Consider the following 20000-nt stretch of genomic DNA (forward strand, 5'->3'; position numbering starts at 1 on the left):
AACTGTTATTTTCTTTTTTAAAAATAACAAGATTATCCACTGTTAAATCAATTAGGAAGCCCATTAAAATAAGAAATTTTAGCTTTATTCACATTCTGTGGATAACTTCAGCTAACAATGTGAATTCTTTTCCAGTTCTTGTGGAAAACTTTAAGCCTTTATGATAAAATAAGATGCGTATGAATCAGAAAATTATAGAAAAGGAGGGAAGTTATGACCAAAGAACAGGACTTTTGGAATCGTATTTTAGAATTAGCTCATGCTCAGCTAAAACAGACAACTTATGATTTCTTTGTTGCTGAGGCTAAGCTTGTCAAAGTTGAAGAAAAACAAGCTATTATTTTCCTGGATAGTCCGGTGAAACAACTATTTTGGGAGCAAAACTTAGTAGGAGTTATTCTTACTGCAGGATTTGAGATTTTTAATGATCAGATTGCTGGAAAATATATTTTTGAAGAAGAAACTAACATTGACACACCGAAATCTGCAGTAACCAATCCTCAAATCAGCACTGTTCAGCCAAGCTTGCCACCTATTGATACTGGCTTAAAGTCAAAATATACCTTTGACAATTTTGTTCAGGGAGACGGAAATATCTGGGCTAAAGCTGCTGCCTTGGCGGTATCTGAGAATCTAGCCACAACCTATAATCCTCTTTTTATCTACGGAGGCCCTGGCCTGGGTAAAACTCATTTATTAAATGCTATTGGCAATCAGATTTTAGAAAATATTCCAGATGCGCGTGTTAAGTACATACCTGCTGAAACCTTTATTAACGATTTCCTCGAACATTTAAGATTGGGAGAGATGGATAGCTTTAAAAAAATCTATCGTAGTCTAGATCTTCTGCTGATTGATGACATTCAATCTTTGGGAGGAAAAAAAGTTTCAACTCAGGAAGAATTTTTCAACACTTTCAATGCTCTTCACGGAGAAAATAAACAGATTGTTTTAACCAGCGACCGCAGTCCTGATCATCTGGACAATTTGGAAGAACGTTTGGTGACACGGTTCAAATGGGGATTAACTCAGAATATTACACCGCCAGATTTTGAAACACGAATTGCAATTCTGCGAAACAAAATTGAAGACTTGGATTATATTTTCCCGAATGATACCTTGGAATATCTTGCAGGACAGTTCGATTCCAATGTTCGCGACTTGGAAGGTGCTTTGAATGACATCAGTCTCATCGCTAGAGTTCGTCATCTGAAAGAAATTACTATTGATATCGCCGCGGAAGCTATTCGAGCACGCAAGCAGGATTCAAGCCAGGTGACAGTTATCCCGATTGATAAGATTCAGTCTGAAGTTGGGAAATTCTATGGTGTTAGTGTCAAAGAGATGAAAGGCAGCCGTCGAGTGCAAAATATCGTTTTAGCTAGACAGGTAGCTATGTATCTGACTCGTGAGCTGACTGACAACAGTCTGCCTAAAATTGGTCGTGAATTTGGCGGGAAAGACCATACGACCGTTATCCATGCACATGGAAAAATCAAAACCATGATTGAATCAGATGACAATTTACGTTTAGAAATTGAAAGCATCAAGAATAAAATAAAATAACGTGTGGAAAACTACAGATTTTTTCCAAAACTTATCCACACTTTGTGAACAAGTCTCAAAACTTGTTAGAATAAGGACGAAGCTATTTTTCCACATAATTCACATAAACTACTATTACTATTAATCTTATAATCATAAATAAATAAAAAGGAGATCCCATGATTCATTTTTCTATTAATAAAAATCTCTTCTTACAAGCGTTAAATACCACTAAAAGGGCTATCAGCCATAAAAATGCAATTCCTATTCTTTCTACTGTAAAAATCGATGTTACCAAAGAAGGAATCACCTTAATCGGCTCGAATGGCCAAGTGTCGATTGAAAACTTTATTTCTACTCAAAATGAAAATGCAGGCTTACTTGTCAACTCAACAGGTTCAATTTTATTAGAAGCGACCTTCTTTATTAATGTTGTTTCCAGTCTGCCAGATATTATTTTGGATTTTAAAGAAATTGAACAAAAACAAATCGTCTTGACTAGCGGCAAATCAGAAATTACCCTGAAAGGAAAAGACGCTGACCAGTATCCACGAATCCAGGAAATTTCTGCCAGCAATCCCTTGGTCCTTGAGACCAAAATTCTCAAAAATGTCATTAACGAAACAGCTTTTGCAGCCAGTGTTCAGGAAAGCCGTCCAATTTTAACTGGTGTTCACTTTGTTTTGACAGATAACCGTTCTTTGAAAACAGTTGCGACAGACTCCCACAGAATGAGTCAAAAGAAAATTACTCTGGAGAAAAATGGAGATAATTTCGACGTAGTCATTCCGAGTCGCTCTTTACGTGAATTTACGACTGTTTTTACCGATGAAATTGAAACAGTAGAGGTTTTCTTTGCTAACAATCAAATTCTTTTCAGAAGCGAAAATATCAGCTTCTACACCCGCCTCTTGGAAGGAAATTATCCAGATACAGATCGTTTGATTCCGACTGAATTTACAAGTGTCCTTACTTTCAATACTTCTGATTTGCGTGCAGCTATGGAACGCGCTCGTCTCTTATCTAATGCCACACAGAATGGAACAGTTAAACTGGAGATTGCAGGCGGTATTGTCAGTGCCCATGTAAATTCACCAGAGGTCGGCCGTGTTAACGAAGAAATTGATACAGAAAGTGTAACTGGCGAAGATTTGACCATTAGCTTTAATCCAACTTATTTGATTGATGCTTTGAAGGCTATTGACAGTGAAAAAGTAACGATTAGTTTTATCTCATCCGTTCGTCCTTTCACCTTGGTACCGAGTGAAGACACAGAAAACTTTATTCAGCTAATTACACCTGTCAGAACTAATTAAGATGAAAAGCAGTGGGTCAAGTTAAAGATTTTTACTTCTTGGTCCTAAGGTCTTTTCATTTACAAAGTATGATAGATGCTTAATATTTCTTCCTGGACTATGATAGTTCCTTGAAAGGAGAAAGAAAATGTATGAAATTGGTCATTTTGTAGAAATGAAAAAGCCACATGCCTGCACCATTAAAGCGACTGGGAAAAAGGCGAATCGCTGGGAAATCACAAGGGTTGGTGCAGATATCAAAATCCGTTGCACCAATTGTGAACATCTTGTGATGATGAGTCGTCACGATTTTGAAAGAAAAATGAAGAAAATAATTGATTAGACGAAAACTCGTCGTAAATGCTATTGTGGAAAACTAATTTGCATTGCTGAAGAGCAGATTTAGATTTTTTTCTTATTTTTCAATAAATCAAAAATGGATAGGACTTAAAAAGTCCTATCCATTTTGTTTTTATTTAAGTTCTTCAAATTTACCGTCTTTGACTTCTTTATAACCTGCTTTTTCGAGTAATTTAGCAGTTTCTTTGTAACTGATATAATCTGCTTTTTGATTACCAGATGTTTGAAGAAGCTGTTTACTTTGTAGTTCTTCAATATCAGCTTTGCTAAAATCGATTGTCAGTTTTTCTGTTAAATAATCATCTTTATACTCGATTTTATGAGTTAATCCTTTGATACCCTCAATAGATTTAGCATAGGCTTCTGTCTGCTCTTTAGCAGTGTCTTTGGTCAAGCCAACTGGTTTATAGTAGAAAGTATTGTTTGTTTCGTTTGTAAGCATCTCATCACCTTTGTATTCAACAGTGATGCGACTATCTTGCTTAGTATTTTGGTCAATCAGCTGGAAATAAGCTTTTTTAGGACTGCTGCAGGCAGCTAAAACAAACAAAGCGGAAACCGCAAGGAAGGAAAGAAAAAGTGTTTTGAAAGTATTCTTTTTCATTAGGGACTCCTTTAATAAGAATATTAGCTATATTATACCATTTTTTTCTTCAATGTATTTTACATTTCTGTAAAGAAAGCTAGAAAAATAACTCAAATCCGCTGTTTAGGATAAGGATTTATGGTATAATGGTTTGGATTGAAAAGATGAATGGAGAAGATAAGAATGGCTTTGACAGCAGGAATCGTTGGTTTACCCAATGTTGGTAAGTCAACTTTATTTAATGCAATTACAAAAGCAGGTGCAGAAGCAGCTAATTACCCTTTTGCGACAATTGATCCAAATGTCGGGCGGGTAGAAGTTCCGGATGCTCGTTTGGATAAATTAACAGAACTCATCAAACCACAGAAGAAAGTTCCGACCACCTTCGAATTTACTGATATTGCTGGTATTGTGAAAGGTGCTTCAAAAGGCGAAGGACTGGGAAATAAATTCTTGGCCAATATCCGCGAAGTAGATGCCATCGTCCATGTAGTGCGTGCCTTTGATGATGAAAATGTCATGCGGGAACAGGGCCGTGAGTCTGAATTTGTAGATCCAATGGCCGATATTGAGACCATTAATCTGGAATTGATTTTGGCAGATTTAGAAAGTATCAACAAACGCTATGCGCGTGTGGAGAAGATGGCTCGTACCCAAAAAGATAAGGATTCAGTAGCAGAATTTAATGTTTTGCAGAAAATCAAGCCTGTTCTTGAAGATGGTCTGTCAGCTCGGACAATTGAATTCACAGAAGAAGAGCAGAAAATTGTTAAAGGGCTCTTTCTGTTGACGACCAAGCCAGTTCTCTATGTGGCCAATGTCAGTGAGGATGAGGTAGCTGATCCAGATAATATTGACTATGTGAAGCAGATTCGTAAATTTGCAGCAACAGAAAATGCTGAAGTTGTTGTCATTTCCGCGCGTGCAGAGGAAGAAATTTCTGAATTGGATGATGAAGATAAGTCAGAATTTCTGGAAGCTATCGGCTTGACAGAATCAGGTGTGGATAAACTGACCAGGGCAGCTTATCATCTGTTGGGACTTGGAACCTACTTTACAGCTGGTGAAAAGGAAGTGCGTGCTTGGACCTTTAAGCGTGGAATGAAAGCTCCGCAAGCAGCTGGCATTATTCACTCAGACTTTGAAAAAGGCTTTATTCGAGCAGTGACTATGTCTTATGATGACCTAGTGCACTATGGCAGCGAAAAAGCAGTTAAAGAAGCTGGACGTTTGCGCGAAGAAGGAAAAGAATATATCGTTCAAGATGGCGATATTATGGAATTTAGATTTAATGTGTAAAGTATTTGTAAAGTCTAAAAATTCTAGGTTGGAAATTTTTTTCCAGCCCTTTTGGCTTTTATAAAGGAGAAAAATGGTAAAGTTAATAGTCGGTCTGGGAAATCCAGGAGAAAAATATATTGAAACCAAACATAATGTTGGTTTTATGCTAGTTGACAAGATCTGTAAAGATCTTGATTTAAAATTTACAGCTGATAAAATCTTTCAAGCAGATATCGCCTCTACTTTTCTGAATGGTGAAAAAGTCTATTTTGTCAAACCAACTACATTTATGAATGAGAGCGGAAAGGCTGTTCAAGCTTTATTGGCATACTATGGTTTAGATATAGAGGATTTATTGGTCATCTATGATGATTTGGATATAGAAGTTGGTAAAATTCGTTTGCGCAGCAAGGGTTCAGCTGGTGGCCATAACGGCATTAAATCTATTATCAAACACATTGGAAGTCAAGAATTTAAACGGATAAAGATAGGTATTGGCCGTCCAAAAGAAGGCATGACAGTGGTCCACCATGTTCTAGGAAAATTTGATAAAGATGATTATATAACAATTCTGAATACTCTTGATAAGGTTGACAATGCTGTAAATTATTATTTACAGTTAGGCAATTTTGAACAAGCAATGCAGAAGTATAATGGATAATAAAATGAACTTGATTGATTTATTTTGTCAAAACCAGCAAATTTCAGATTGGAAGAAAAATCTCCATAAAAGCAGCAGACAGTTGATAATGGGACTGTCTGCATCAACAAAAGCAATCACTATAGCGGCTGGATTAGAAGAAGCTGATAAAATCCTTGTGCTGACTTCTAGTCAAAATGAAGCAGATCGTTTGGCTAGTGATTTGATTTCTTTGTTGGGAGAAGACAAGGTCTATACTTTCTTAGCAGATGATACTCCTATAGCAGAATTTGTCTTTGCCTCACAGGAAAAAATATTTTCAAGATTAGATGCTCTGAACTTTTTAATAGACCATCAAAAGTCTGGAATTCTAGTTACTAATGTTGCGGCTAGTAAATTACTCTTGCCTGATCCCATTGATTTTAAAACAACCAACATAAATTTGATAGTTGGACAAGAATATGACCTAAATAATCTTGTAAAGATGTTGTCAAGAACAGGATACAAGAAGGTATCCCAAGTTTTAAGTCAGGGAGAATATAGTCTAAGAGGAGATATCTTAGACATTTTTGAGCGCTCAGCAGAGTTTCCCTATCGACTGGAGTTTTTTGGCGATGAAATTGATGGTATTCGGATTTTCAATCCAGAAAATCAAACTTCAATTGAGAATATAGAAAGTATTTTGATTAAACCTGCTTCTGATACCCTGCTTTCTAAGAAAGATTATGCTCGAGGACGAGAAAATCTGGAAGCAATTTTAGAAAAAGCTGTTGATTCTGCTTTGAAATCTTACTTAGAAGAGTTACTAATCAGTGCTAAAGAGGAGTTTCATCATGCAGATATTCGTAAATTCCTTTCTTATTTTTATCAGAAAGAATGGACTATTTTAGACTATTTGCCTGTTCATAGTCCTGTATTTTTTGATGATTTTCAAAAAATTGTGGATCGGCATGCTCAATTTGAACTGGAAACAGCTGGCTTATTGACAGATGATTTACAAAATTGTAAAGCTTTATCAAGTCAGAAATATTTTGCAGATAAGTACCAAGATTATCGTCAATATAAACCAGCAACCTTCTTTTCAAGCTTTCAAAAAGGTTTGGGAAATCTGAAATTTGATGATTTGTATCAATTCAATCAGTACCCAATGCAAGAATTTTTCAGTCAATTTCCCTTGCTCAAGGAAGAAATTAATCGTTATAAAAAATCTGGCTATACAATAATCTTACAAGCAAATTCTTCGACAGGTTTACAAAGTTTACATAAAAATTTACAGGAATATGATATTCATTTAGACTATATAAAAGAGGCTGAGATACACAAAAATGCAGTTCAGCTTATAGAAGGAAATCTTGTTCAGGGTTTTAATTTCGTAGATGAGAAAATTGTTCTTATTACAGAGTACGAAATTATTCACAAGAAAATAAAACGAAAAATCCGGCGACAGAATATCTCAAATGCCGAACGACTGAAAGATTATAATGAGCTAGAAAAAGGGGATTATGTTGTCCATAATATTCATGGGATAGGACGTTATCTGGGGATTGAAACGATTGAAATCTCTGGTGTCCACCGTGATTATCTGACGATTCAATATCAAAATTCTGATCGTATTTCGATTCCAGTTGACCAGATTGATCTCCTATCAAAGTATGTTGCCAGCGATGGAAAAACACCTAAGGTAAATAAGCTAAATGACGGTCGTTTCCAGAAGAGTAAGCAAAAAGTTCAGCATCAGGTTCAGGATATTGCGGATGATTTGATTAAACTATATGCTGAACGCAGCCAGCTAAAAGGTTTTGCTTTCTCAGCGGATGATTCTAATCAAGAGGAATTTGATAATGATTTTCCTTATGTTGAAACAGAGGACCAGCTAAGAAGTATTCAGGAAGTGAAGAAGGATATGGAAAGCAGTCGTCCAATGGACCGGCTCTTAGTTGGTGATGTAGGCTTTGGAAAAACAGAAGTAGCTATGCGGGCTGCTTTTAAGGCTGTCAACGATCATAAACAGGTGGCTGTATTAGTACCAACAACGGTTTTAGCCCAGCAGCACTATACTAACTTTAAAGAACGCTTTAATGATTTTGCGGTCAATGTTGAGGTACTCAGTCGTTTCAGGAGTAAGGCAGAACAAAAACAGACCCTGGAGAAGCTGCAGAAGGGACAAGTTGACATTATCATTGGAACCCACCGACTCTTATCCAAAGATGTAGAATTTGCAGATTTAGGTTTAATCATCATTGATGAAGAGCAGCGTTTTGGAGTTAAGCACAAGGAAACATTAAAGGAATTGAAAAAGAAAGTTGATGTCCTAACCTTGACAGCAACTCCTATTCCTCGAACTCTTCATATGTCTATGCTGGGGATTCGTGATTTGTCAGTCATTGAGACCCCGCCAACCAATCGCTATCCTGTTCAGACCTATGTTTTAGAGAGCAATCCTACAGTGATTCGAGAAGCTGTCTTACGTGAAATAGACCGAGGTGGACAGGTTTACTACCTTTACAACAAGGTTGACACAATTGAACGGAAAGTTTCAGAGTTAAGAGAGTTAATCCCAGAAGCTTCTATAGGCTATGTTCATGGCCAAATGAGTGAGATTCGTTTAGAAAATACTTTACTGGATTTCATCAATGGAGAATACGATATTTTGGTGACCACTACCATTATTGAAACTGGAGTTGATATCCCAAATGCCAATACTTTGTTTGTAGAAAATGCTGACCATATGGGGCTGTCAACCTTGTATCAACTTCGTGGACGGGTTGGCCGCAGCAATCGGATTGCCTACGCTTATCTGATGTACAGACCAGATAAAATCTTAACAGAAGTTTCTGAAAAGCGTCTAGAGGCTATTAAGGGATTTACAGAGTTAGGTTCTGGATTTAAGATTGCCATGCGAGATTTGTCTATTCGAGGTGCTGGCAATATCCTAGGAAGTATGCAATCTGGCTTTATTGATTCTGTTGGTTTTGAGATGTACTCACAGCTTCTAGAAGAAGCTATTGCTAAAAAGCAGGGTAGAGAGAATAAGCGTCAAAAAAGCAATGCAGAACTTAATCTGCAGATTGATGCCTATCTGCCTAGTGACTATATTTCTGATGAAAGACAGAAGATTGAAATTTACAAGAGAATTCGTGAGATTGACAGCCGTGTAAACTATGAAAATCTACAGGATGAATTGATTGATCGCTTTGGGGAGTATCCTGATGTTGTAGCCTATCTGTTGGAGATTGGACTTGCTAAGTCTTATTTGGATCAAGCATTTGTAAAATCAGTGGAACGCCAGCAGAATGCAGTAATTATTCATTTTGAGAAAATTTCGCAGCAGCTTTATCTGACGCAAGACTATTTTGAAGCACTTTCGATGACGAATTTAAAGGCTCGAATTGGTGAAAAAAATGGATTGATTGAAGTAATCTTTGATGTGAGGAATAAAAAAGATTATGAGATTTTAGAAGGACTGGTTAATTTTGGAGAAAAGATGCTGGAAATTAAACAGCGCAAGGTAGAATAAAGGTTACAATTCAGTGAAGTTTGGCATTTTAAGCTCTATTTTTCTCAAAAAATGGTAGAATAATAAATTAAGAGAAAATGAGGTAATAGGATGAGATTAGATAAATATTTGAAAGTGTCACGGATTATCAAGCGACGTCCAGTGGCTAAAGAAGTAGCTGACAAGGGTCGGATAAAGGTGAATGGTATCTTGGCCAAGAGCTCAACAGATTTGAAAGTGAATGACTTGGTTGAAGTACGCTTTGGTAATAAACTCTTGACTGTAAAGGTTCTGGAGATGAAAGACAGCACTAAAAAAGAAGATGCAGCTAAAATGTACGAAATTGTTAGCGAAACAAGGATAGAAGAAGATGCCTAAAAATATCGTCCAACTAAATAATCGTTTTATTCAAGATGAAAATCAACGCCGCAGATATGTGGATCAGGAACGGCGGAAACGCAACCGTTTTATGGGCTGGGTTCTGATTTTGGTGATTCTCTTATTTATTCTACCTACCTATAATTTATACCAGAATTATCAAACCTTGCTGCAACGTCGTGAACAGTATTCTAAACTCCAGGAGAAATATCAGACGCTCAGTGAAGAAAAGGTCTATCAATCTGATATAGCAGCCAAATTAAAAGATGATAGCTATGCGGCTAAGTATGCACGCGCTAAGTACTCTTTTTCAAAAGAGGGCGAGTACATTTATACTATCCCAGATTTATTACCACAGTAGTTATGGAAGATTTATTAAAAACAATTGAGCAGTTCTTGGCTTTTTCAGATGAGAAATTGGAAGAACTGTCTGAAAAAAATCAAGCTTTGAAACTTCAAGAAAATCAAGAGGAAAGGGGAAAACATGCGTAAGTTTTTGTTACTGATATTTTTGCTGCCAGCTTTATTCAGCAGTATCACAGTTATTAGTACTGAAAAAGATTTCGTATTAGACGAGGAAGAAAAATATCATTTTACAAGCACTACGTATGGACGCTATTATGACAGCATCCCGACAAATCCTAATGTTTATGAAGAAACTCCTACATTTACAGATTCTATTCTGAGTAAGACTGCTGGAAAGCTAGTTCCAGACCAGCCAATCCAGATAACAGGATTTTATGTAAATGAAGAAGGAGTTCCGATTTTTAAGCTGAAAAACGGGCAGTTTGTGATAGCAGACAAAAACACAATTTACGAAGATACTGTTCAATCAATCGAAGATATCCAACAAGAAATGTGGCTGAAGTCTGGCTTTACTCTCTATGATAAAGCCAATATCAACGGAGCTAAAAAAATCAATACAACATTAGCTCCATATACAAAAGTAAACATTGTTCAAATTGTCCAGACTGTCAAAGGAACTTATGGCCAGATTGAAGGACAGGGCTGGGTTTCTATGGAATTTCTGGATGAGACTGATAATCGAATGGACAAGGTTCAAGAAATTCTGAGCAGTAAGTATAACAAGGCGGACTACTCTATCTATGTCAAACAGCTAGACACTGGCAAAGAAGCAGGTATCAATCAAGATCAAGAGATGTATTCGGCCAGTGTGACAAAACTGCCTTATCTTTACTATGTGCAGGAACAGCTGAATCAGAAAAAACTTTCCTTAGATCAGAAGTTCAAGTATATTGGAGCAGTCAATGATTTTGCAGGTGCTTACGAACCAGAAGGAAGTGGCAGCATTGCTAAGTCAGCTGATGACAAGGAATATTCAGTTCAGGATTTGATAAATCGAGTGGCCAAAGAATCAGATAATGTCGCCCACAATATTTTAGGCTATTATGCGACCAATCAATCTGATAAACATTTTCAGCAGACGATCAACAAAATAGCTGGAAAGAAATGGGATGTGGAAGAAAGACAAGCATCTTCACGTATGGCTGGAAATGTTTTGGAAGCTATCTATGAGCAAAATGGCATGATTATCGATGCCTTGTCTCAGACAAATTACGATAATCAGCGGATTTCTAAAAATATCGATGCTAAAGTAGCTCATAAAATTGGTGACGCCTATGACTTTAAGCACGATGCTGCGATTGTCTATGCAGATTCCCCTTTTATCATTGTCATTTTTACTAATAATGCAAACTACGATACCATTTCCCAGATAGCAGATGATGTCTATGGAGTCCTGAAATGATCAAGCAAGAATTTCTTAAAAAAATGCAGGAGAAAAAGTATTTCCAAGGCCATCGAAAAATTTTAGTTGCTGTATCAGGTGGACTGGATTCTATGACACTGTTGCAGCTGTTGATTGATTCTCAAAAAGAACTGGCTATCGAGCTTGCGATTGCTCATGTCAATCACAAACAGCGGCCAGAGTCAGATCAAGAAGAAAAGGCATTAGTAAAGATTGCGGAACAGCTTGGTGTAAAGATTTTTACATCAAGTTTTTCTGGTAATTTTTCAGAAAATGCTGCTCGGCAGTTTCGTTATGATTTTTTTGAGAAAGTGATGCAGGCAGAGCATTATACTGCTCTGGTAACTGCCCACCACGCAGATGATCAAGCTGAGACTGTTTTTATGCGGCTGCTGCGTGGAGCTAGACTTCGTCATCTGTCCGGCATGAAAGCTGTCCAGTCTTTTGCTTGCGGGGAGCTGATTCGTCCTTTGCTTACTTTTCATAAGTCAGACTTTGCAGATATTCAGCATTTTGAAGATAGCAGTAATTTTCAAAATGACTATCTCAGAAATCGAATTCGCAATCTTTATCTGCCGGATTTAGAAAAAGAAAATCCACAATTTAAGGATTCTTTGCGGTATCTGGGAAAGGAAATCGAAGATTGGCAGACCGCTTTGTCTTACTTGACCAGAGATTTAGATATAGAAAATGTACAAGTTTTTCATCAGCAAATCCCTCAGATTCAACGTTTTCTATTGCAGAACTATCTTGAAAACTTTCCTGGCCTGAATCTGAGCAAGCAGCAGTTTGAGGAGGTTTTAAACATCCTGCGGACTAAGGCTAATTATCAGCACACTTTGAAAAGCGACTATGAGCTTATCAAAGACTACCAACATTTTGAAATCAGAAAAATCAGTCGTAAGCCCGATTTAAAAATGGATTCAATTTTGTTAGAATTTGAGAATCTGATTGAGTTTGGGCATTATCGATTTTCATTCGGGATTCCTTTGAGTGGTGAAAATATCCAGAAAATTTTTGTTTCGCGTGAAACTTCGCTGACACTCCGCTTCCGAAAAGAGGGAGACAGTATTTTGCTGAATGATCATCACAAGAAACTTCGTCGTCTTTTTATTGATAAGAAGGTTTCCTTTGAAGAACGGAATTCATCTGTAATCGTGGAACAAAATCATCAAATTTTAGCAATCTTAAATATTGCTATCAGTGATTTGAGTAAGGCATTAAAAAGTGATATAATGAGTACTGTACTTTATATTCAGAAAATAGATGGGTAAAATTATGCTAGAACAAGATATCAAAAAAATATTGATTTCCCATGAAGAAATCGTGGATGCTGCAAAAAAGCTTGGTCAGCAATTAACCAAAGACTACCAAGGTAAGAATCCAATTTTTGTTGGAATTTTAAAAGGTTCCGTGCCTTTTATGGCTGAGTTAATCAAGCATATTGATACACATATTGAGCTTGATTTTATGTTGGTCTCCAGCTACCATGGTGGTACTGCTAGCTCAGGTGTGATTAATGTTATTAAAGACATTGATCAAGATATCACAGGACGTGATATTTTATTTGTTGAGGATATCATTGATACTGGTCAGACTTTGAAAAATCTGTGCAATTTGTTTAAGGAAAGAAATGCTGCATCAGTTAAAATTGCTACACTTTTGGATAAACCAGAAGGCCGTGTTGTTGAAATCAATGCAGATTATACATGTTTCACAATTCCAAATGAATTTGTTGTTGGATATGGGTTAGATTACAATGAAAACTATCGTAATATTCCATATATTGGTATTTTGAAAGAAGAAGTTTATACAAAATAAAAGGTTTACTATTAATAGATGAAAAATAAGCAAAACAATGGTTTTATAAAAAATCCATTTCTATATATTCTGATTATTGTTGTCCTAGTGACAGGGTTTCAGTATTTCTTCTCAGGAGATACTGGCGGTCGCAGTCAGCAAATCAATTACACAGAATTAGTGAAGGAAATTAAGGAAAATAATGTCACAGAGATGAGCTACCAGCCAAATGGCAGCGTCGTTGAGATTTCAGGTACTTACAAAACACCTCAGGAATCGAAAGAAGATACAGGGATTTTATTTTTCACTCCAAACGTTTCTAAAGTAGAGAGATTTACAAGTATTATTTTACCGTCAGATATTACAATTTCTGATTTACAAAAATTAGCTTCTGAGCATAACACTGAAATCAGCATAAAGCGTGAAAGTTCAAGTGGAATGTGGATTACCATCCTCACTTCCATCGTTCCTTTTGTAATTGTCATCTTCTTCTTTATGTCCATGATGAATCAAGGTGGCGGCGGCGGTGCCCGCGGTGCCATGAATTTTGGCCGCAATAAAGCGCGTGCTGCTAACAAAGAAGATATCAAGGTTCGTTTCTCAGATGTAGCTGGTGCCGAGGAAGAGAAACAAGAACTTGTAGAAGTCGTTGAGTTTTTGAAAGATCGGAAACGCTACACCAAGTTAGGTGCTCGTATTCCTGCCGGTGTCCTTCTAGAAGGCCCTCCAGGAACTGGTAAAACCTTGCTTGCCAAGGCTGTTGCTGGAGAAGCAGGAGTTCCTTTCTTCAGTATCTCAGGTTCTGATTTTGTAGAAATGTTTGTTGGGGTCGGAGCAAGCCGTGTCCGTTCTTTGTTTGAGGATGCGAAAAAAGCAGCCCCTGCCATTATCTTCATCGATGAAATCGATGCAGTCGGTCGTCAGCGTGGTGTTGGCCTTGGCGGTGGTAACGATGAGCGGGAGCAAACCCTTAATCAGCTCTTGATTGAAATGGATGGTTTCGAAGGCAATGAAGGAATCATTATCATTGCGGCTACTAACCGTTCAGATGTATTAGATCCAGCCTTGCTGCGTGCTGGCCGTTTTGACAGAAAAGTCTTGGTTGGCCGTCCTGATGTTAAAGGTCGGGAAGCCATTCTTCGTGTTCATGCTAAGAATAAGCCGCTGGCTAAAAATGTTGATTTGAAACTAGTTGCTCAACAGACACCAGGTTTTGTTGGTGCTGATTTGGAAAATGTCTTGAATGAGGCTGCTTTGGTTGCTGCTCGTCGTAACAAGAAAGTTATCGATGCTGATGATATTGATGAAGCAGAAGACAGAGTAATCGCAGGACCTTCTAAGAAAGATAAAACGGTGTCCGAACGCGATCGTCAAATGGTTGCTTATCATGAAGCTGGACACACTATTGTTGGTTTGGTATTGTCAAATGCGCGTGTCGTACATAAAGTAACCATCGTACCTCGTGGACGCGCTGGTGGCTATATGATTGCCTTGCCTAAGGAAGACCAAATGCTTCTATCTAAAGAAGATATGAAAGAGCAATTAGCTGGTCTTATGGGTGGCCGTGTGGCTGAAGAGATTATCTTTAATGTTCAAACAACAGGTGCTTCTAATGACTTTGAACAGGCAACTCAGATGGCCCGCAGTATGGTAACGGAATATGGAATGAGCGAAAAACTTGGTCCAGTTCAATACGAAGGCAACCATGCTATGTTTGGTGCAGCCAGTCCTCAAAAATCAATATCAGAACAGACTGCATATGAGATTGATGAAGAAGTAAGAGAGCTTCTTAACGAGGCTCGCAACAAAGCTGCAGAGATTATCCAGTCCCATCGCGAAACTCATAAATTGATTGCTGAAGCGCTTCTTAAATATGAAACTTTGGATAGCAATCAGATTAAATCATTGTATGAAACTGGCAAAATGCCAGAAAAGTCTGAACTTGAATTAGACAAAGAAGCTCATGCACTTTCTTATGATGAAATTAAAACGAAAATGGAAGAAAAAAGTTCCGAGTAGAAGAAGTTGGAGAAACTCCAACTTTTTTCTCTTTTTCTGAAATAATTATTGACAAAGGAAGAAAAGCTGATATAATGGAATATGTTCTGCAGAAAGACAAGAAATGGTCCGTTGGTCAAGGGGTTAAGACACCGCCTTTTCACGGCGGTAACACGGGTTCGAATCCCGTACGGACTATATTATCCGGCATAGCTCAGTTGGTAGTAGCGCATGACTGTTAATCATGATGTCGTAGGTTCGAGTCCTACTGGCGGAGCTAGGTTTAAAAAATCAAATGTGTAAGCATTTGATTTTTTTCTTGCTTTCATACTTCGCACAAACTTCCAAATGACTAAATATGTGCCTGAAATGACTTAAAAATAGTTATTCGAGTCAGAAGAGCTCCTGAAAGATGCTTTTTAGAAGAAAGAGCCCAACTTACTTTCTATTTACAGTAGAATTAAGTCAAGTAAATTTTAAGGAGGAACTATGGATTTTAGAACTACTTATGAGAAGGTGAAATGGATAGTTTGGAAGTGTAAGAAAGATTACTATATACACTTGTGGGAACATAGTGATTGGGAGCAAGAAGGGATGTTAGTCTTATACGAACTTCTGCTTAAAGAAAAAGGGATTGAAAACGATGAGGAAAAGCTCTATCGTTATTTCAAAACAAAATTCAGAAATCATATACATGATAAAATTCGCAAACAAGAAAGCCAAAAGCGCAAATTGGACCGACAGCCTTATGAAGAAGTGAGCGAGATTGGACATCGACTAAAATCAAAAGAACTGTTTCTAGATGAGTTAGTTGCCTTCAGAGAAGCGATTGACAATTATAAAAGAACTCTTGATGATGTTGGATTGGATAATTATCAGAGGTTGATGAGCAACGAGCGCTTTAAAGGAAGAAGAGCTATGCTCAAAGATTTAAAAAATCACTTAAAAGATTTTCAAGACAATACGATTTTATAATGAACAAACTTGATGACTCTCAATCTGTTTTACTAGAACAGGTTCGAGCATCAAGTTTTTTATTAAATTAAAAACTTCAAAAAATATTAAAAAAGGTATTGACAGGAGGTGTGGTTGGGTGATATACTAATATAGTTGTCGCGAAAGACAAAGCCCTTTGAAAACTGAACAAGACGAACCAAGTGCAGGGTGACATAGAGATATGTAACCTGTCAAAAAACGAAAAAAGGTATTGACAGGAGGTGTGGTTGGGTGATATACTAATATAGTTGTCGCGAAAGACAAAGCCCTTTGAAAACTGAACAAGACGAACCAAGTGCAGGGTGACATAGAGATATGTAACCTGTCAAAAAACGAGAAAATAAATCTGTCAGTGGACAGTAATGAGTGCGAACTCAAACTTTTAATGAGAGTTTGATCCTGGCTCAGGACGAACGCTGGCGGCGTGCCTAATACATGCAAGTAGAACGCTGAAGAGAGGAGCTTGCTCTTCTTGGATGAGTTGCGAACGGGTGAGTAACGCGTAGGTAACCTGCCTGGTAGCGGGGGATAACTATTGGAAACGATAGCTAATACCGCATAAAATTAATTATTGCATGATAATTAATTGAAAGATGCAACTGCATCACTACCAGATGGACCTGCGTTGTATTAGCTAGTTGGTGAGGTAACGGCTCACCAAGGCGACGATACATAGCCGACCTGAGAGGGTGATCGGCCACACTGGGACTGAGACACGGCCCAGACTCCTACGGGAGGCAGCAGTAGGGAATCTTCGGCAATGGGGGGAACCCTGACCGAGCAACGCCGCGTGAGTGAAGAAGGTTTTCGGATCGTAAAGCTCTGTTGTAAGAGAAGAACGGGTGTGAGAGTGGAAAGTTCACACTGTGACGGTATCTTACCAGAAAGGGACGGCTAACTACGTGCCAGCAGCCGCGGTAATACGTAGGTCCCGAGCGTTGTCCGGATTTATTGGGCGTAAAGCGAGCGCAGGCGGTTAGATAAGTCTGAAGTTAAAGGCTGTGGCTTAACCATAGTATGCTTTGGAAACTGTTTAACTTGAGTGCAGAAGGGGAGAGTGGAATTCCATGTGTAGCGGTGAAATGCGTAGATATATGGAGGAACACCGGTGGCGAAAGCGGCTCTCTGGTCTGTAACTGACGCTGAGGCTCGAAAGCGTGGGGAGCAAACAGGATTAGATACCCTGGTAGTCCACGCCGTAAACGATGAGTGCTAGGTGTTAGGCCCTTTCCGGGGCTTAGTGCCGCAGCTAACGCATTTAAGCACTCCGCCTGGGGAGTACGACCGCAAGGTTGAAACTCAAAGGAATTGACGGGGGCCCGCACAAGCGGTGGAGCATGTGGTTTAATTCGAAGCAACGCGAAGAACCTTACCAGGTCTTGACATCCCTCTGACCGCTCTAGAGATAGAGTTTTCCTTCGGGACAGAGGTGACAGGTGGTGCATGGTTGTCGTCAGCTCGTGTCGTGAGATGTTGGGTTAAGTCCCGCAACGAGCGCAACCCCTATTGTTAGTTGCCATCATTCAGTTGGGCACTCTAGCGAGACTGCCGGTAATAAACCGGAGGAAGGTGGGGATGACGTCAAATCATCATGCCCCTTATGACCTGGGCTACACACGTGCTACAATGGCTGGTACAACGAGTCGCAAGCCGGTGACGGCAAGCTAATCTCTGAAAGCCAGTCTCAGTTCGGATTGTAGGCTGCAACTCGCCTACATGAAGTCGGAATCGCTAGTAATCGCGGATCAGCACGCCGCGGTGAATACGTTCCCGGGCCTTGTACACACCGCCCGTCACACCACGAGAGTTTGTAACACCCGAAGTCGGTGAGGTAACCGTAAGGAGCCAGCCGCCTAAGGTGGGATAGATGATTGGGGTGAAGTCGTAACAAGGTAGCCGTATCGGAAGGTGCGGCTGGATCACCTCCTTTCTAAGGAGTCCGTAAGGACACACGGAATGCACTTGAGTCTTGTTTAGTTTTGAGAGGGCTATGTGGGGCCTTAGCTCAGCTGGGAGAGCGCCTGCTTTGCACGCAGGAGGTCAGCGGTTCGATCCCGCTAGGCTCCATTAGGATATGGAAGACGTTCCGCTTGCGGGAACTTCTGTAGAAAAATAGAGAACTGACATTGTGTTCGATGAACACAAGGAAGTTAGTCTTTTTTCCTAAGAAGTTAGTCTGGGATTCAACTTTGGTTGATAGCTATCCTACTTGTCCATTGAAAATTGAATACTAATATCAAATAGTAACAAGAAAATAAACCGAAAACGCTGTGAATATTAATGAGTTTAAGACTGAAAGGTCAAAAATAAGGTTAAGTTAGTAAGGGCGCACGGTGGATGCCTTGGCACTAGGAGCCGAAGAAGGACGTGACAAACGACGAAATGCCTCGGGGAGCTGTAAGTAAGCTTGGATCCGGGGATGTCCGAATGGGGGAACCCAACAGGTTGATGCCTGTTACCCATTTCTGTTAAGGGAATGAGGAGGAAGACGCAGTGAACTGAAACATCTAAGTAGCTGCAGGAAGAGAAAGCAAAAGCGATTGCCTTAGTAGCGGCGAGCGAAGAGGCAGGAGGGCAAACCGAAGAGTTTACTCTTCGGGGTTGTAGGACTGCGCTGTGGACTCAGAATTTATAGAAGAATGACTTGGGAAAGTCAGCCAAAGAGAGTAAGAGCCTCGTATTTTAAATAGATTCTGTACCTAGCAGTATCCTGAGTACGGCGGGACACGTGAAATCCCGTCGGAATCTGGGAGGACCATCTCCCAACCCTAAATACTCCCTAGTGACCGATAGTGAACCAGTACCGTGAGGGAAAGGTGAAAAGCACCCCGGGAGGGGAGTGAAATAGAACCTGAAACCGTGTGCCTACAACAAGTTCGAGCCCGTTGATGGGTGAGAGCGTGCCTTTTGTAGAATGAACCGGCGAGTTACGTTATGATGCGAGGTTAAGTTGAAGAGACGGAGCCGTAGGGAAACCGAGTCTGAATAGGGCGCTTTAGTATCATGATGTAGACCCGAAACCATGTGACCTACCCATGAGCAGGTTGAAGGTGCGGTAAAACGCACTGGAGGACCGAACCAGGGCACGTTGAAAAGTGCTTGGATGACTTGTGGGTAGCGGAGAAATTCCAAACGAACTTGGAGATAGCTGGTTCTCTCCGAAATAGCTTTAGGGCTAGCGTCGACATAAAGATTCTTGGAGGTAGAGCACTGTTTGGGTGAGGGGTCCATCCCGGATTACCAATCTCAGATAAACTCCGAATGCCAATGAATTATGGTCGGCAGTCAGACTGCGAGTGCTAAGATCCGTAGTCGAAAGGGAAACAGCCCAGACCACCAGCTAAGGTCCCAAAATAATTGTTAAGTGGAAAAGGATGTGGGGTTGCACAGACAACTAGGATGTTAGCTTAGAAGCAGCTATTCATTCAAAGAGTGCGTAATAGCTCACTAGTCGAGTGACCCTGCGCCGAAAATGTACCGGGGCTAAAACAATTTACCGAAGCTGTGGATACCTTTTATAGGTATGGTAGGAGAGCGTTCTATGTGTGGCGAAGGTGTACCGTGAGGAGCGCTGGAACGCATAGAAGTGAGAATGCCGGTATGAGTAGCGCAAGACAGGTGAGAATCCTGTCCACCGTAAGACTAAGGTTTCCAGGGGAAGGCTCGTCCGCCCTGGGTTAGTCGGGACCTAAGGAGAGACCGAAAGGTGTATCCGATGGCCAACAGGTTGAGATTCCTGTACTAGAGTATGAAGTGATGGAGGGACGCAGTAGGCTAACTCGTGCGTACGATTGGATGTACGTCTAAGCAGTGAGGCGTGGTATGAGTCAAATGCTTATACCTGTAACGTTGAGCTG

Annotated in this window: 15 protein-coding genes, 3 tRNA genes and 2 rRNA genes (1 of these 20 running past the window's edge); 19 read left to right on the forward strand and 1 reads right to left on the reverse strand. The window is 39.5% G+C overall.

Going from position 1 to position 20000, the window contains the following annotated elements; all coding sequences use genetic code 11:
- Positions 1–213 precede the first annotated feature (213 nt).
- The 3 genes from dnaA (at position 214) to SSV_RS00015 (ending at position 3183) form a co-directional block, all read left to right on the forward strand.
- Complete coding sequence (dnaA, locus tag SSV_RS00005; RefSeq protein WP_072073207.1) at positions 214–1566, forward strand: chromosomal replication initiator protein DnaA; 1353 nt, start codon at positions 214–216, stop codon at positions 1564–1566.
- Between the two features lie 158 nt (positions 1567–1724).
- On the forward strand, positions 1725–2861 hold the full coding sequence (gene dnaN / locus SSV_RS00010; RefSeq protein WP_072073208.1) for a DNA polymerase III subunit beta: 1137 nt from the start codon (positions 1725–1727) through the stop codon (positions 2859–2861).
- Between the two features lie 127 nt (positions 2862–2988).
- Complete coding sequence (locus SSV_RS00015) at positions 2989–3183, forward strand: DUF951 domain-containing protein (protein ID WP_002894296.1); 195 nt, start codon at positions 2989–2991, stop codon at positions 3181–3183.
- A gap of 129 nt (positions 3184–3312) precedes the next feature.
- Here SSV_RS00015 and SSV_RS00020 read toward each other — a convergent pair whose 3' ends face one another.
- The gene (locus SSV_RS00020) at positions 3313–3804 is read right to left on the reverse strand and encodes a DUF1307 domain-containing protein (RefSeq protein ID WP_072073209.1); all 492 of its coding nucleotides are present in this window, start codon (positions 3802–3804) and stop codon (positions 3313–3315) included.
- A gap of 165 nt (positions 3805–3969) precedes the next feature.
- Between SSV_RS00020 and ychF the strand changes: the two genes are divergently transcribed.
- From ychF to SSV_RS00100, 16 genes are all read left to right on the forward strand, one after another.
- Entirely contained in the window at positions 3970–5085 is a 1116-nt protein-coding gene (ychF, locus tag SSV_RS00025; RefSeq protein WP_072073210.1) for a redox-regulated ATPase YchF, read from the forward strand.
- Between the two features lie 73 nt (positions 5086–5158).
- Positions 5159–5728 carry an aminoacyl-tRNA hydrolase gene (gene pth / locus SSV_RS00030; RefSeq protein WP_072073211.1) on the forward strand — a complete coding sequence of 190 codons (570 nt, stop codon included), beginning with the start codon at positions 5159–5161 and terminating at the stop codon, positions 5726–5728.
- On the forward strand, positions 5721–9224 hold the full coding sequence (mfd, locus tag SSV_RS00035) for a transcription-repair coupling factor (RefSeq protein ID WP_072073212.1): 3504 nt from the start codon (positions 5721–5723) through the stop codon (positions 9222–9224). The genes pth and mfd overlap by 8 nt, the downstream gene beginning before the upstream one ends.
- Positions 9225–9314: 90 nt before the next feature.
- Positions 9315–9581, forward strand: coding sequence for an RNA-binding S4 domain-containing protein (locus SSV_RS00040; RefSeq protein WP_072073213.1), 267 nt, complete (start codon positions 9315–9317; stop codon positions 9579–9581).
- Positions 9574–9942, forward strand: a complete 369-nt coding sequence (locus SSV_RS00045) for a septum formation initiator family protein (protein ID WP_072073214.1) — start codon at positions 9574–9576, stop codon at positions 9940–9942. Before SSV_RS00040 ends, SSV_RS00045 begins: the two co-directional genes overlap by 8 nt.
- Positions 9943–9944: 2 nt before the next feature.
- Positions 9945–10073: an SP_0009 family protein gene (locus SSV_RS12140; RefSeq protein WP_072073215.1), complete on the forward strand. Its 129-nt coding sequence runs from the start codon at positions 9945–9947 to the stop codon at positions 10071–10073.
- On the forward strand, positions 10066–11349 hold the full coding sequence (locus SSV_RS00055) for a serine hydrolase (RefSeq protein ID WP_023917164.1): 1284 nt from the start codon (positions 10066–10068) through the stop codon (positions 11347–11349). The genes SSV_RS12140 and SSV_RS00055 overlap by 8 nt, the downstream gene beginning before the upstream one ends.
- Positions 11346–12623, forward strand: a complete 1278-nt coding sequence (tilS, locus tag SSV_RS00060; protein WP_072073216.1) for a tRNA lysidine(34) synthetase TilS — start codon at positions 11346–11348, stop codon at positions 12621–12623. The genes SSV_RS00055 and tilS overlap by 4 nt, the downstream gene beginning before the upstream one ends.
- Positions 12624–12627: 4 nt before the next feature.
- Entirely contained in the window at positions 12628–13170 is a 543-nt protein-coding gene (hpt, locus tag SSV_RS00065; protein ID WP_141640149.1) for a hypoxanthine phosphoribosyltransferase, read from the forward strand.
- Positions 13171–13188: 18 nt separating this feature from the next.
- Entirely contained in the window at positions 13189–15168 is a 1980-nt protein-coding gene (gene ftsH / locus SSV_RS00070; protein WP_072073218.1) for an ATP-dependent zinc metalloprotease FtsH, read from the forward strand.
- A 105-nt stretch (positions 15169–15273) separates the two neighbouring features.
- Positions 15274–15345: transfer RNA gene (locus SSV_RS00075), tRNA-Glu, on the forward strand.
- 5 nt (positions 15346–15350) lie between these two features.
- Positions 15351–15424, forward strand: a tRNA-Asn gene (locus tag SSV_RS00080).
- A 212-nt stretch (positions 15425–15636) separates the two neighbouring features.
- Positions 15637–16122, forward strand: a complete 486-nt coding sequence (locus SSV_RS00085) for a sigma-70 RNA polymerase sigma factor region 4 domain-containing protein (RefSeq protein WP_002894314.1) — start codon at positions 15637–15639, stop codon at positions 16120–16122.
- A 402-nt stretch (positions 16123–16524) separates the two neighbouring features.
- Positions 16525–18073: ribosomal RNA gene (locus SSV_RS00090) — 16S ribosomal RNA — on the forward strand.
- A gap of 64 nt (positions 18074–18137) precedes the next feature.
- Positions 18138–18210: transfer RNA gene (locus tag SSV_RS00095), tRNA-Ala, on the forward strand.
- A 243-nt stretch (positions 18211–18453) separates the two neighbouring features.
- Positions 18454–20000, forward strand: a 23S ribosomal RNA gene (locus SSV_RS00100) (it continues 1353 nt past the right edge of the window).
- Together the 16S and 23S rRNA genes with 1 tRNA gene alongside form the textbook arrangement of a ribosomal RNA operon.

This window comes from Streptococcus sanguinis (assembly GCF_001078705.1).
Taxonomy (GTDB): Bacteria; Bacillota; Bacilli; order Lactobacillales; family Streptococcaceae; genus Streptococcus; species Streptococcus sanguinis_D.

Excerpts from the sequence above, each read along its gene's own strand:
- dnaA (WP_072073207.1), top strand. The coding sequence starts at position 214 with ATGACCAAAGAACAGGACTTTTGGAATCGTATTTTAGAATTAGCTCAT.
- dnaN (WP_072073208.1), top strand. The coding sequence starts at position 1,725 with ATGATTCATTTTTCTATTAATAAAAATCTCTTCTTACAAGCGTTAAAT.
- SSV_RS00015 (WP_002894296.1), top strand. The coding sequence starts at position 2,989 with ATGTATGAAATTGGTCATTTTGTAGAAATGAAAAAGCCACATGCCTGC.
- SSV_RS00020 (WP_072073209.1), bottom strand. The coding sequence starts at position 3,804 with ATGAAAAAGAATACTTTCAAAACACTTTTTCTTTCCTTCCTTGCGGTT.
- ychF (WP_072073210.1), top strand. The coding sequence starts at position 3,970 with ATGGCTTTGACAGCAGGAATCGTTGGTTTACCCAATGTTGGTAAGTCA.
- pth (WP_072073211.1), top strand. The coding sequence starts at position 5,159 with ATGGTAAAGTTAATAGTCGGTCTGGGAAATCCAGGAGAAAAATATATT.
- mfd (WP_072073212.1), top strand. The coding sequence starts at position 5,721 with ATGGATAATAAAATGAACTTGATTGATTTATTTTGTCAAAACCAGCAA.
- SSV_RS00040 (WP_072073213.1), top strand. The coding sequence starts at position 9,315 with ATGAGATTAGATAAATATTTGAAAGTGTCACGGATTATCAAGCGACGT.
- SSV_RS00045 (WP_072073214.1), top strand. The coding sequence starts at position 9,574 with ATGCCTAAAAATATCGTCCAACTAAATAATCGTTTTATTCAAGATGAA.
- SSV_RS12140 (WP_072073215.1), top strand. The coding sequence starts at position 9,945 with ATGGAAGATTTATTAAAAACAATTGAGCAGTTCTTGGCTTTTTCAGAT.
- SSV_RS00055 (WP_023917164.1), top strand. The coding sequence starts at position 10,066 with ATGCGTAAGTTTTTGTTACTGATATTTTTGCTGCCAGCTTTATTCAGC.
- tilS (WP_072073216.1), top strand. The coding sequence starts at position 11,346 with ATGATCAAGCAAGAATTTCTTAAAAAAATGCAGGAGAAAAAGTATTTC.
- hpt (WP_141640149.1), top strand. The coding sequence starts at position 12,628 with ATGCTAGAACAAGATATCAAAAAAATATTGATTTCCCATGAAGAAATC.
- ftsH (WP_072073218.1), top strand. The coding sequence starts at position 13,189 with ATGAAAAATAAGCAAAACAATGGTTTTATAAAAAATCCATTTCTATAT.
- SSV_RS00085 (WP_002894314.1), top strand. The coding sequence starts at position 15,637 with ATGGATTTTAGAACTACTTATGAGAAGGTGAAATGGATAGTTTGGAAG.